11 protein-coding genes are annotated in these 12,778 nt (G+C 47.1%); 7 read left to right on the plus strand and 4 right to left on the minus strand.

The features are described 5' to 3' along the window. Nucleotides 1-77: 77 nt before the first annotated feature. Nucleotides 78-245, minus strand: coding sequence for a hypothetical protein (locus tag ACAN54_RS02475; RefSeq protein ID WP_379152030.1), 168 nt, complete (start codon nucleotides 243-245; stop codon nucleotides 78-80). Nucleotides 246-698: 453 nt separating this feature from the next. On the opposite strand from ACAN54_RS02475, the gene ACAN54_RS02480 reads away from it, so the two are divergent. Further along, nucleotides 699-1,919, plus strand: a complete 1,221-nt coding sequence (locus ACAN54_RS02480) for an aminotransferase class I/II-fold pyridoxal phosphate-dependent enzyme (RefSeq protein WP_379152034.1) — start codon at nucleotides 699-701, stop codon at nucleotides 1,917-1,919. 776 nt (nucleotides 1,920-2,695) lie between these two features. Next, nucleotides 2,696-3,049, plus strand: a complete 354-nt coding sequence (locus ACAN54_RS02485; protein ID WP_379152037.1) for a hypothetical protein — start codon at nucleotides 2,696-2,698, stop codon at nucleotides 3,047-3,049. Between the two features lie 106 nt (nucleotides 3,050-3,155). Here the strand turns inward: ACAN54_RS02485 and ACAN54_RS02490 are convergent, their stop codons facing one another. Then, nucleotides 3,156-4,106, minus strand: a complete 951-nt coding sequence (locus ACAN54_RS02490; RefSeq protein ID WP_379152040.1) for an alpha/beta hydrolase — start codon at nucleotides 4,104-4,106, stop codon at nucleotides 3,156-3,158. A 172-nt stretch (nucleotides 4,107-4,278) separates the two neighbouring features. Here ACAN54_RS02490 and ACAN54_RS02495 point away from each other — a divergent pair, with 172 nt between their 5' ends. Together ACAN54_RS02495 and ACAN54_RS02500 are read left to right on the plus strand one after the other, a co-directional pair. Continuing rightward, complete coding sequence (locus ACAN54_RS02495; protein WP_379152043.1) at nucleotides 4,279-4,815, plus strand: RNA polymerase sigma factor; 537 nt, start codon at nucleotides 4,279-4,281, stop codon at nucleotides 4,813-4,815. Beyond that, nucleotides 4,812-6,188, plus strand: a complete 1,377-nt coding sequence (locus tag ACAN54_RS02500) for a DUF4179 domain-containing protein (protein ID WP_379152045.1) — start codon at nucleotides 4,812-4,814, stop codon at nucleotides 6,186-6,188. Before ACAN54_RS02495 ends, ACAN54_RS02500 begins: the two co-directional genes overlap by 4 nt. A 449-nt stretch (nucleotides 6,189-6,637) precedes the next feature. Here ACAN54_RS02500 and ACAN54_RS02505 read toward each other — a convergent pair whose 3' ends face one another. Then, nucleotides 6,638-7,948: an APC family permease gene (locus ACAN54_RS02505; RefSeq protein ID WP_379154113.1), complete on the minus strand. Its 1,311-nt coding sequence runs from the start codon at nucleotides 7,946-7,948 to the stop codon at nucleotides 6,638-6,640. Nucleotides 7,949-8,083: 135 nt separating this feature from the next. Between ACAN54_RS02505 and ACAN54_RS02510 the strand changes: the two genes are divergently transcribed. Both ACAN54_RS02510 and ACAN54_RS02515 read left to right on the plus strand, forming a co-directional pair. Beyond that, nucleotides 8,084-9,043: a LysR family transcriptional regulator gene (locus ACAN54_RS02510; RefSeq protein ID WP_379152048.1), complete on the plus strand. Its 960-nt coding sequence runs from the start codon at nucleotides 8,084-8,086 to the stop codon at nucleotides 9,041-9,043. A 35-nt stretch (nucleotides 9,044-9,078) separates the two neighbouring features. Beyond that, on the plus strand, nucleotides 9,079-9,993 hold the full coding sequence (locus ACAN54_RS02515) for a tyrosine-type recombinase/integrase (protein WP_379152051.1): 915 nt from the start codon (nucleotides 9,079-9,081) through the stop codon (nucleotides 9,991-9,993). Between the two features lie 199 nt (nucleotides 9,994-10,192). Here ACAN54_RS02515 and ACAN54_RS02520 read toward each other — a convergent pair whose 3' ends face one another. Continuing rightward, nucleotides 10,193-11,119, minus strand: a complete 927-nt coding sequence (locus ACAN54_RS02520) for an L-lactate dehydrogenase (protein ID WP_379152055.1) — start codon at nucleotides 11,117-11,119, stop codon at nucleotides 10,193-10,195. Between the two features lie 258 nt (nucleotides 11,120-11,377). Here ACAN54_RS02520 and bcaP point away from each other — a divergent pair, with 258 nt between their 5' ends. Continuing rightward, nucleotides 11,378-12,763 (plus strand): branched-chain amino acid transporter BcaP, encoded by a 1,386-nt coding sequence (gene bcaP, locus ACAN54_RS02525; protein WP_379152058.1) that lies wholly within the window; start codon nucleotides 11,378-11,380, stop codon nucleotides 12,761-12,763. The last annotated feature ends 15 nt before the right edge of the window (nucleotides 12,764-12,778 follow it).

Genomic DNA, 12,778 nt, shown 5'->3' on the forward strand with positions numbered 1-12,778 from the left:
AAGGGGAGTACCGTACAAAACGGTGCTCCCTTAACTATGAGTGCTATACACAGCCTGCATTAAGCGGGGCTAAGCGGTTAAATCGCCTGCTTACCGTCACACTTTTTGCAGACATCCAGTTTGCTGCCGTCCGCACTTTTACCGATATAGAGCAGTTTAATCCGTGTGCTTCCACAGATTGGACAAGTTCCTCTGCTGCGGGACGGCACCCGCCAGAGTGCTTTGCCGCGTTTATTCTTGGACATCAGGTTTCCCACCTTCACTCGTAATACCCTATCCTATGCCTGTCCTGGCAAGACTAGTACTTTCACATTGACATACCAGTTATTACTCTGTTCCTCCTCGTAGATAAAAATCTCCTCAACGGACAGATTGAAATAATTGACGTCCATTTTGTTGAGGAAGTTGTTGAGCGCACCGCATATTTAAATGGTTAGTCATTTTGGTCAAAGAGCAGCTCTTATTGGTCTTAAAAAACAGCGTATAACATAAATTATACGCTGTTTTGGATGAGATCGATTATAAATGGGAAATAAGGCACTTGTACGTCTCAAAATCGATAAGAAGATATACATAAAATAATATATATGTTTATAAATAACAATTTCTTGCATCTACAGAGTTTCTTCAAAATTTTACAAAATCAAGTTCTGCTTCACCATGCTATAATAATTCAAAAAACAAGTAGGTGGACTCTTTTGACATTTAGCAAATCCAGACGAAGCTGGAGATCGGACAAACTGTCCGGGCTGGGCTCCTCGATTTTTGCGGAAGTAGCAGTATGGAAAGAGGAGGCAGCAAGATCCGGACTAGATGTGATCGATCTTGGAATCGGCAGTCCCGATCAGGCGCCTGATTTAAAAATACGTCAGGTTCTAAGTGAAGCAGCGCTAAGGGAGGATAGCTATTCTTATCCATCATCCAGGGGAAGTGAAGCATTCCGCAGGCAGGCAGCAGCTTGGATGGAAGCACGGTTTGGTGTAACGGTGAATCCGGAGGATGAAATCGTGTCTCTCATGGGCTCACAGGATGGATTGGCACATTTGGCGCTGGCTGTCTGCAATCCGGGAGAACTGGCGATCATACCTGATCCGGGGTATCCTATTTATTCCGGTTCACTCGCGATAGCCGGTGTGACAGCCTGGACACTGCCGCTGCTGGAGAAGAACGCCTTCATTCCTGATTTGGACAGCATTCCGGATGAGGTGTGGCATAAGGCTGTTTTTATTCTGCTCAGCTTTCCCGGCAATCCGATAGCTGCTACGGTGGATCTTGCGTATATGGAGAAATTGATCCAACTGGCACGCAAATGGAATGTTCTGGTCATACATGACTTGGCCTATTCGGAAATGGGTTTTGATGGATATAAGCCTGTTAGCATTTTGCAGGTGCCGGGTGCACACGATACTTCGGTTGAATTCCATTCCTTCTCAAAAAGCTTCAACATGGCTGGCTGCCGGATTGGCTTCATGACCGGTAACCGCGAGGCAGTTGGGGCGCTTAGAGAACTTAAGAGCAATGTGGATTATGGTGTATTCGATCCTATCCAGGAAGCAGCGGTAGCTGCGCTCGAGCTAGCGATGAAAGCCGGGGAGAATGAGGGAGTTGCACCATTGTATGAACGGCGCCGGGACGTATTAATTACAGCATTGGCTCAGGAGGGCTGGGTGGTACCGAAGCCTAAAGCAACTATGTTCGTCTGGGCGCCACTGCCTGCTGAGTACCTGATAACCAGTCATGCAGGAGCTTCACGTGAATTTGCCCGTAATCTTCTTCTGCAAACAGGTGTAGCTGTCATACCTGGTGATGCCTTTGGAGCACAGGGGGAAGGTTTTGTCAGAATTGCCCTTGTAGAAGAGGAGGGGCGGCTTCTGGAAGCTGCCAGCAGAATAGGGGAGTTTTTGCGAGCGAACAGTTAACTTTGAGGAGTCATTACTGCCAATCTTTTGGCAATGTTACTGCAATGATGTTGAATGGAGAAGGGATCATCGCTATTCCGTTGACGATGGCGATTTTGCCGAAATAGGGTAGGGTTGATTTGGCCATCCCCTTATAGGTTCAAACAGACACGTTTAAATAGAATGTTACCATATATATTATTATGTAAACTATAATTCTCCATTTACTTATTTTAGTAAGTTATCATTGTTCCGAGCGTTAATGATCAAACGTATGCGACACCAAACAACCTGTTATGAATGGAGTATCCTATTACTCCGCTTCAAACACACTTTATGCAAAAGATAATGCTACCGGCCATATTCGTTGGATTTATAAATCTGGGGAGTATCCGAACGCCCCATAGAGATTGGCGGGCAAGCCCTCCTGATGAACGGTAAAAATCTATTTTGCTAATGAGAGCGGGGGCGACACGGCCTACCACCCCATTCTCCACAATATATGAAGGCTTCTGAAATTGGCTGGCAGGCCCTATTGGCGAAATGGCATTCTTTCGAAAAGTTCCCCAAATGTTGATACCGGAGTGTTATCGGAGGGAGCATGCTTAGTAAATTAACTTTTGCATAAAATTATAGGGTAGAGAAGAAAGATTCCACTGATTTGCAAGACCTAGTTGGTAAAAAGTTAATATCACGCCATATAAGTTAACATAATAAAAAATATGTTAACAATAAAATTCAATTCTGTGTTATTGGGGTAATTAAGGTACAAATACAGTCAGCATGGGAGGTACATTATGGGATTTAACCTTGGAGGTTTAGGAAATATAGGCGATGTGATCAATAAAGTGAAAGAGGGGGGCATTGGCGACCTGCTGCAGAATCTTCCGCTGGATCAGCTACCGCTTAATCAGATCTTAGAAAAACTGCCGCTGGACCAGCTGCTATCCAGTCCGTTCCTGGAGAAATTCACTCCCTTCGAGTCTATTAAGGATTTTCTACAAAGTGGGGGATTCAGTGCTTCCACAACAGAAGACCTGAAGTCATTGCCTCAGGATCAGCTCAATGAGCATGTTAGGAAGACCACATCCTTCGGATCGCTCAAGGAAATGCTGGTAAAAGCAGCAGAGTTCTATGCACAGCGCAAATAATAGGTGGGATATAGACAGTAAAATATATAGTTTCATCAAAAAACAGGCCTGCCTGGAGAATATCCATGGCAGGCCTGTTTGCTGTTATATTAGACGAAGAAAGTGCTTAACTGCGAAGCCAACTGATAGCCAGCAGCAATGCTCCTTTTTTAGCGTTGGTCTCAGCCAAGGCATTCAACATTACAAAGTCATGAATAATTCCCTGGAAACGGACCGCGGTTACGGAGACACCTGCTTCACGCAGTTTATTAGCGTAGGCTTCGCCTTCATCACGGAGAACATCGGCTTCGCCCGTTATAATCAGTGCTTCTGGCAGTCCGCTTAGCTGCTCCAGGCTCGCCCGAAGCGGTGAAGCGGTGATCTGGGCACGTTCTTCTTCACTGGTAGTATATTGGTCCCAGAACCATTTCATCCCGGTCCGTTGCAGGAAATAGCCCTCAGCAAAGAGATGATAGGATTCGGTATCAAAAGAAGCATCTGTTACAGGGTAGAACAAAAGCTGCTTGGATATCGCTGGGCCGCCCCGTTCTTTGGCCATCAGAGTGATGGCAGCTGTCATATTTCCACCGACACTATCGCCTGCAACGGTTAATTTATTGGAATCAAGACCATATTCCGATCCATGATCGGCAATCCATGTCAGTACCGTATAAATCTCTTCAATGGCCGTGGGGTATTTGGCTTCCGGAGAGAGACTGTATTCAGGGAATACGACTGCTGCTCCTGCACCGGTCGACAATTCCCGTATAAGCCGGTCATGGGTATGGCTGTTGCCGAAGACCCAACCCGCACCATGAATATACAGAATGACTGGCAGTGTTTCACGCGAAGTGTTCACCGGGCGGAGAATCCGCACCCGAACTTCACCGCTAGGGCCGCCGGGCACAGTAAGATCCTGAAGATCTGCTTCCGGTTTGTAAATTTCACTGGATTGTACGGTGTTCACCGTTTCGCGTCCTTTTTCAGGTCCCAGATCAGGCAGAAATGGAGGTTCGGAATTGTCATCAGCAAATTTCCGTGCTGCAGCTTCGAGAATGATTTTATTATCTTTTGGCATGGTCAATCGTCTCCTTCTATCCCATTTTGGGCAGTCTTCTTTCCATAACCAAGTTTTCCTTCACTGAAACAGCGGGCGTTGCTGCAAGCAGGCGATGTCATATTTATTAAATGAAAAGCGAACGGTTTGGTATGTTGAAAGTGTATAGTCATTGAATGGAGGGGGAGTACAAATGGAGAATTATCCTATTACAGAGGAAAGGGCTAGGCAGATATTTAAAGAACACTCTTCCTATATCTATGGAATCGCCCTAATGATCACTAAACATCGCGTGTTGGCAGATGATATAACGCAGGAAACCTTTCTTCGTGCTTTTGCCAAATTTGATCTCTATGACGGCTCTAAACCATTAAGACCATGGCTGTATAGGATAACCCTCAATACGGCACGAAACATGCTGCGTAAAAAAAGCTGGAAGCAGCTTTTTACCGGAATTCCAGCAATGGATGTAGAGGATTCAGCAGAATATATGGCGATACAGAGCGAAAACAAACAATTGCTATGGCTTGCGGTAAGTCGGTTGAGCTTAAAACAGCGTGAGGTGGTTACGCTTCATTATTATGTGGGCATGCCCCTGCCGGAAACGGCTTTTACTTTAGGCATTCCGCTGGGAACTTGTAAATCACGTCTGCACGCGGCACTGAAAAAGCTAAGGCAGTACTATGAAAAAGAACTAGAGCTTCAGACACTGAAGGAGGGGTTAAAATGAAGATTCCTAACCGTCCGGAGTCTGCCGGGAATGAGATTTTGGGTGCTGAATTACAGCGTGAAGGAAAACAGCTAAAAGTAAAGTACAAGCCATCCTTTGGATTTGAGGAAGTGTGGTCGAAATATGCGCAAGCTGGCAATCCTGCATGTGTCAACCGTAGATTTTATTCCAGATGGCTGAAATGGGGAGCTAGTATTACAGTTTCACTGATCGTAGCTTCAGGCGTGATAATAGGTATAGGAGCATTTTCACCACAAGTGGCCGAAGCTTTGCGTAATATACCATTCTTTGATTATCTGTATGACAAAGGGGGAGACACTGGTGATTTGAAACGAATAGAAGAGAAAAATCTAACTACATCTACGAATGTTTCAGCAAGGGATAAAGGTATAGACTTTAATGTAGTGAATGTTTTTTATGATGGGATTCAAGTAGTGTTGAATTATGAAGTTAGCTACCCTGAATCCACTCCCCAATTAACTGAAAAAGAAGCTGCAGTATACTACAATCTTAGTTTTTCAGGAATTCAGCCAGATTCGATCTCCACACATGATTTCACGATCACCGGTGAGCACACTTTTGTAGGGACGACCCGAATGAATATTGGGGAAAAGGATATGCCAGCTGAGCTGCAGCTTAACATGACTGTGGATTGTATCGGTATCACAAAGGGGAAGTGGGATGTCTCCATCCCTCTAAGCAAGCAAAAAAGTGAGGAGCTGACGAAAATCGTCTATCCTAAAGGCTTGGAATTCAACTATAAAAATACCAAGTTCTCCGTCGATAAACTGGTATTCGGACCCGTAACCACTCAAGTGGTGATTGGAAATGTTATTCCCTATTATCAGTTTGATTTGGTGATGGAGGATGACATTGGTAACTTATATAAGAACTATGGAGCAAGTGGAGCTACCCAAGATTATTATTATTTTAATTTGCCACCGCTTAGTGAGTTGAATCCCAATCCCAAATATATAACATTAACATTAACTGAGCATACAGGCGAAAATGATAGCATACAGACTGATGTTTATACGCAACTGGGTGAAGAGTACCCGGTAGTATTGCAAGGAGATCTAGGCGGCAAGTTGAGTATCACTGGGATTGAGTATGACGAGAAAGAGACGGTTGTGTATTATGAAGCGAATAAGGATCTGAATAGGAATACCCGGATCTCCCTTAAGGACAAGCAGGGAGTAATGATATTTGCACAAGGTCAACCAGTTCGGACTAACAGAGAGAAGCTGACTTTCAAGCTGAGGTTTCCTCCTATGAAGAAAAATAATGTGGCCGCCGTTGTTGCGTACCCCATTACTACTTCCGATAAAATACAAATGTTCAAATTTGAGATTCCCTTGGAATGGGCTAAGTAGCAACTTATTTGAAATTGCTTTTTTATGGATGAGGTGATCCTATTGATAAACGTTTCAGTCGAATGGCATCGTTGACTTTGAACCTTTTGATTCGTGCAGCCTGTACTGCAAATCTAGCCGGTGATCCGTCAACCCCAATTACTTCAGGGGGAATCCAGCCATTCAGTGGAACAGTCCGAGGAAATGTTGGAGTGAACAACAGAGCCGATGAAAGAGAAGGAGTCATCTGAAGCTACGTTTACGGTACCAGCCCCGCAATCAACAATAGCTTTGGTACCTGCGGAACAACCCCCGCTGCCTATAGTCAGTACTTCAACAACTTCGTTACTTTGCCAGAGAGATTATGTAAGTTTGTATAATAAACAACAGGCCGCAGCGACCTTGGTGACAAGGACGGATGCGGCCTGTTTGTTATGTTGGAAGGTATGCTAAACACTTATCACGGATGATTAAAGTGCTTTTTGCTTAACTTCTTCTTGATCTCCGGACAGTGGTTCCAGATGTGTATTTCTGTAGCCCGTTCTGGTATAGACAATCAGGAAGAAGAGGGCAGTAATCACCAGCGGATAACCAATCGCCCACCCGGTAAAAGGAAAGACAGCCGCAGTTGCGGCAAATGAAATCCAACTGATAACTACACCCGTCCGGTTGCCTTTCAGGAGACGGATTCCCGCTGCGCAGCCCCCGATATACGTCAATATGAAGGTGGCATTAGGAAACTGAATCAATGTCGTAATCGATAGCAGGCCACTGCCGTAGAGAAATAGAACAGTGGCAAAGCATAACAGCAGGAAACCAATGGCCCCGGTTGGTGTCTGGAACCTCTTTGACAAACCACCCATCCATTTAGGTGCATAACCATGCCGGGACAACGCATACGCTACGCGTGAAGCGGCTCCGGTATACGCGATAATAGTCGCTGTGCAGATGAAGAGTCCGGTCAGACCGGCGATGAATCCACCCCAGGAGCCAAGCGGCTGGCTGATAATCCAGACGAGCGAAGAGTCCGCTCCCCCCCGTAGATAGCTCTGGGTACCGACAGTGGCGAGTGCGGACAGGAAGTACAGTACTCCTACTATAATAGCAGCTATAGTGACGCCTTTAACCGCAGCACGCTCTGGATCCTTGAATTCCTCAGACAGATGCGATACGGCTTCCCAACCGATAAAGCACCAGAACAATATGGCTGCCGCCTGGCCGACGCTCATCCAGCCATGCGGAGCGAAAGGTGTGAAGTGGACACGTTCTATCCGGGGAAGTGCGGCAGCAAATGAAAATACTAAAACGGAGACGATGGCAATCACCACGGCGATCTGTACTTTCCCGGCTACTTGCATTCCAATCCAGTTCGTAATCAGTCCAATCCCCAGCATGGCTGCTGCCATAGCGATTCTGGCATTGTCTCCCCAGCCCATAGCTGCTGACATATATCCGGCTCCGGTTAAGGCAGCGACAGGTCCTCCTATCGGGACTGACATCAGGAAGAACCAGCCAACCAGTGCGCCCGCCTTTGGGCCAAAAGCCAGAGTGACAAAGTGAGAGACTCCCCCCGCATTCGGGAATTTGGCGGATAGCAGACCCATGGACAGGGCTAAGGGAAGGATCAATAACGTCATAAATCCCCAAGCGAGCAGAGATGCAGGCCCAGCCATTTCCGCAGCAAGGCCAGGTACAATAAGAACTCCTGAACCCAGCACGGCTCCAATGTAAAGAGCGATGGCCTGCGGCATTCCAATATTGCGTTGCAAAGTTTCTTTCATAATGATCATGGCCCGCTTTCCTTGTATTTATGTATAGAGTATCAGATAATAGATCCATTGGAAAAACGGAATTATTAGATAACATCCATTCGAAAAACCGATGGATACAGTTCAAAGCTGAAGGAGGTGGTCTCCGTGGAATCACGTCATCTGTTTACATTTCTTATCGTAGTCGAAACCGGGAGCTTTACGCGTGCCGCCCAGAAGCTGGATTATGCGCAGTCCAGCATTACTGCTCAGATCCAGGCGCTGGAAACAGAGCTGGGCCAGCCGCTGTTTGATCGTATCAGTAAAAAGATTATGCTCACGGATGCAGGACGCCGCCTGCTCCCCTATGCCCAGGAGATCTCCCGGATGCATACGATGGCTGAGGTGGCGCTGCGTTCGGAGACCGAGCTGACCGGAGCCCTCCGGATCGGCGCCCCTGAATCTTTGGCTGCTTTTCGGCTGCCGGGCATTATTAAAGAATTCCGCGGAAGATATCCACAGGTGCAGATCACACTGAAACCTGGCGCCTGCTGGGAACTCACTGAATTTGTCCGCTCCGGGGAATTGGATCTGGTGTTTTTACTGCAGCCCGAGAAGGAGTACAAGGATATCCATATCGAGACGCTTATTCAGGAGACTATGACGCTGGTTGCCCCCCTTGGCCATCCGCTCCTGGATCTGGATGAGGTGCTGCCGCTTCATCTGAAAGATGTAACTATTCTGCACACTGAAACCGGATGTACCTACCGCACCTTGTTCGAACGTCATTTGAATAGCCATGGCGTGTTCCCCGATCCGAAGCTGGAATTCTGGAGCATTGAAGCGATTAAGCAATGTGTGATGGCCGGGCTCGGCATTTCTTTTTTACCTCTGATTACGGTTCAAAATGAGCTGGCTGAAGGCAAGCTGGCACGTCTTCATTGGAATGACGAATCTCAGCGGGTAGCTACCCAAACTGCTTACCACAACAAAAAGTGGAAGTCACCGGCTCTTGCGGAATTCCTGTCCATTGTAAATAATCATGCAGCCGGATGGAGAACCGGAGCAGCTGATCCTGATAAATCACACTTATTATCTACATCATTTCGTGATGCCAATCCATGGTAGAATCGATTGCTAAGAACACGGGAGGGAACCGAGACATGAACTACTCAGAGCCTGACTATGAGGAAGAGCTGGATGCTTTTGTAATCTGGATGAAGGATGCCGGATTTACCCCATATACACAGAAGTCCTATCTTGCCGATGTGCGTGAGTTTTTGGCCAGTCTTAACGGCAAAAGTCTGGAGACTGTCAAGAAGCTTCATATCGTATCCTATCTAACCTCGGTCCGTGAACGGGGAGTCAGTGATACAACACGTAACCGCAAGCATGCATCCGTTAACTGCCTGTTCAAGGCGATGATGGAGCTTGAGCTGCTGAGTGCGAATCCTGCTGCGGGCATCAAGAAATCCAAAACCGAAAAAAACCGCGAACCTGTCTATCTGGAGGAGCATGAACTGCAGCGGTTTTTGTCTGCCGTTACAGGGAAATACAAAAGCCGTAACCTGGCGGTTTTTCTGCTTATGTCTTATATGGGACTGCGGGTAGGTGAGGTTCATACCCTGAATCAAAGTGACTATAATGCAGAACGCCTTACACTTAGAGTATTCGGAAAGGGACGCAAATGGCGTAATATTCCTGTGCCTGGAGAACTGGCCCCTTATTTGGAGCAAGCCCTTGCTGATCGGCTTGAACCTTGGCGCAGTAAAGAGGATGCTATGTTCATTTCGCAAAAAGGGCGCAGACTCTCGATTCGCGGGATTCAGGGCATTGCTGCGGATACCTTTGGACGTTTCCAGAATGAAATCCCTGCGGCCCACCGCAGACCTTACTCCAGCCACAAGCTGCGCCACTCCTTCGCCACTATGCTGCTGCGTAAAGGGGCTGATTTGCGGACGGTTCAGGAGCTACTGGGCCACTCATCTATTCAGACTACCACGGTATATACACATATCACGAACCGGGAGAAGGAAGAAGCGATGTCCAGACTGCAGATCAGCATGCCGCAATCATAGCGGTGCTGCTAAAGACAAGGACCTATTTCATTGGCAGATATGACTATTCATGTTATATTTACGGGTATCAGAAACTCCGTCCTTTCAATATTGGGGGTTATTCTCCATGACCGGAAGGACGGTTTCTTTTGTTTTCCGCAAAAAAAGACTATCTCCCCCTGTCGGAAGGAGGAAATAGTCCGGAATTAGAGCGTGCAGCTTATAGTTCCAGCTTTGAGATTTCACTTTTCAGCTTCTCACCGGATTTCTGGAAAAGGGCTTTCTCATCTTCACTAAGCGGCAGATCGAGTACTTCACGTACACCGGAGCGGTCAACCACACATGGGGCACCCAGGAATACATCCGAGACTCCATTATAGTTGTTCAGCAATGTGGAGACGTTCAACACAGCACCTTCGTTGTGCAGAATGGCGACGACGATCCGATCCAGCGCCAGTGCGATCGCATACGAGGTTGAGCCCTTGGCATCTATGATCTCATATGCGGCATTTTTTGTGTCTTCAAAAATATCCTGTCGTTCGGCTTCGTCAAACCCGAGATCAATCCCGGCAACGTTAGCCAGACTCCATACGGGCAACTCGGAATCCCCATGCTCACCGATGATTTGTCCGTGAATGCTGCGCGGGTCGATTTCTTTATGAAGGCCAATCAGGTACCGGAATCTTGCACTGTCGAGCACTGTACCGGAGCCGATGACTCGTCTGCGGTCAAAACCACTGATCTTCAGGGTGGCGTAAGCCAGGATATCCACTGGATTCGTTGCGATCAGCAGAATGGCATGCTGGTTGTATTTTGTGATTTTCTGGATAATATCTTTGAAAATCGAGATATTTTTGCGCAGGAGATCAATCCGCGTTTCACCTGGCTTTTGGGAGGCGCCAGCAGTCACGATAATGATATCTGCTTCACGGCAATCTTCATAAGTTCCTGCCCAGAGCTTCACGCCACCGACAAAAGGCATGCCGTGATTCATATCCAGCGCCTCACCAAGGGCTTTCTGATGATTAACGTCAATAAGAACCAATTCCTGCATGCGTCTGCGCAGCAACAATGTGTAGGCCGTTGTGGTACCAACAGCACCAGTGCCGATCACTACGACACGATTTGGTTTGAATGGGGGGGCCATTGCTACATCTCCTCCTGAAGTTTTGAATTTTTTGTGTCCAATCTTATCCATCATAAGCGCTAAGGTTAGTGTTTTCAAGCGGTCTGCTTTTAATCCATTACCCGAAAAAGGGCAAACTAACATGAATATTGGAATAACGGAGACAGTAAGAGTTAGTATTTCCACGTTTTTTGTATTTATCGGTGTTATCTGGGCTTTAGCTTGTCCGTTTCTTTATAGCAAGACCTATGTATATAGAAGACAGGGGAGAATGAACGAATGGATTTATTCCGTAAGAAACCTTTGAGCGCTCCGGTGACCGCCGAAGGAGACAGGCTCAGCAAGACATTAGGCGCTCTGGATTTAACCTTACTTGGGGTGGGAGCAATTATTGGTACAGGTATATTTGTAATGACCGGAGTGGCAGCAGCGGAACACGCTGGGCCCGCTCTAGTGCTATCTTTTGTGCTGGCAGGTATTGCCTGTGTACTGTCGGCTTTATGTTATTCGGAGTTTGCATCCACGATTCCGGTATCCGGCAGTGCCTATGCCTACAGCTATGTGGCTTTTGGTGAACTCTTAGCCTGGATTCTGGGTTGGGATTTGGTGCTCGAGTATGGCGTTGCAGCGGCAGCGGTGGGCAGCGGATGGTCCGGATATTTCCAGGGTCTCCTTGACGGCTTTGGCCTGCATTTGCCCACTGCGCTCTCCGGGGCTTATAATGCGGACAAAGGAACCTTTATCAACTTACCTGCAATTATTATTATTTTGCTGATCTCCTTCCTGCTGACCAGGGGGGTGAAGGAAACCGCCCGTTTTAATGCGATAATGGTCGTAATTAAGCTGTCGGTAGTTATTTTATTTATTGTTACCGGCGTTTTCTATGTGAAACCAGATAATTGGACTCCCTTTATGCCCTATGGATTCCATGGAGTAGTCAATGGTGCTGCCACCGTATTTTTTGCCTATATCGGCTTCGATGCCTTATCTACAGCTGCAGAAGAAGTAAAACGTCCACAGCGGGATCTGCCGATCGGGATCATCTCTTCTCTGGCGATCTGTACAGTGCTCTATATCGTAGTATCGCTCGTACTTACCGGGATCGTTCCTTACCAAAGCCTGAATGTCAGTGATCCGGTATCCTTTGCGCTCCGTTTTGTGAACCAGGATATGATTGCCGGGCTGATCTCAGTGGGGGCTATTGCCGGAATGACTACGGTTCTGCTTGTGCTGTTGTATGGCCAGACCCGCCTGATGTTCGCGATTTCTCGGGACGGACTGCTGCCACAGACCTTGTCCAGGATCAGTCCTAAGACGCACACCCCTGTACGCAGCACATGGATGGTGGGTGGTATTATTGCTGTGGTCACTGGTTTTGTCCCGCTGGACCGATTGGCTAACCTAACCAGCATTGGCACACTTTTCGCCTTTCTTGTTGTTTCACTGGGTGTTATCGCACTCCGGTATACTCATCCGACTCTGAAAAGAGGATTTAAAGTCCCATGGGTTCCTCTTGTCCCTTTGCTTAGTGCGGCAGCCTGCGGATATTTGATGTATAATTTAGGCAGAGATACCTGGGCCGGGTTCCTGATATGGCTGGTCATTGGATTAATGATCTATGCATTATACGGTTACAAGAGAAGTGCGCTGAATCATAACAAATAATAAATGAAGGAAGAG

The organism is Paenibacillus diazotrophicus (assembly GCF_042610465.1).

What these genes read in the sequence shown, in the direction of transcription:
- ACAN54_RS02505 (WP_379154113.1), bottom strand. Translation starts at nt 7,948, where the DNA reads ATGAAAGAAACTTTGCAACGCAATATTGGAATGCCGCAGGCCATCGCT.
- ACAN54_RS02475 (WP_379152030.1), bottom strand. Translation starts at nt 245, where the DNA reads ATGTCCAAGAATAAACGCGGCAAAGCACTCTGGCGGGTGCCGTCCCGC.
- ACAN54_RS02485 (WP_379152037.1), top strand. Translation starts at nt 2,696, where the DNA reads ATGGGATTTAACCTTGGAGGTTTAGGAAATATAGGCGATGTGATCAAT.
- ACAN54_RS02515 (WP_379152051.1), top strand. Translation starts at nt 9,079, where the DNA reads ATGAACTACTCAGAGCCTGACTATGAGGAAGAGCTGGATGCTTTTGTA.
- ACAN54_RS02490 (WP_379152040.1), bottom strand. Translation starts at nt 4,106, where the DNA reads ATGCCAAAAGATAATAAAATCATTCTCGAAGCTGCAGCACGGAAATTT.
- ACAN54_RS02495 (WP_379152043.1), top strand. Translation starts at nt 4,279, where the DNA reads ATGGAGAATTATCCTATTACAGAGGAAAGGGCTAGGCAGATATTTAAA.
- bcaP (WP_379152058.1), top strand. Translation starts at nt 11,378, where the DNA reads ATGGATTTATTCCGTAAGAAACCTTTGAGCGCTCCGGTGACCGCCGAA.
- ACAN54_RS02520 (WP_379152055.1), bottom strand. Translation starts at nt 11,119, where the DNA reads ATGGCCCCCCCATTCAAACCAAATCGTGTCGTAGTGATCGGCACTGGT.
- ACAN54_RS02500 (WP_379152045.1), top strand. Translation starts at nt 4,812, where the DNA reads ATGAAGATTCCTAACCGTCCGGAGTCTGCCGGGAATGAGATTTTGGGT.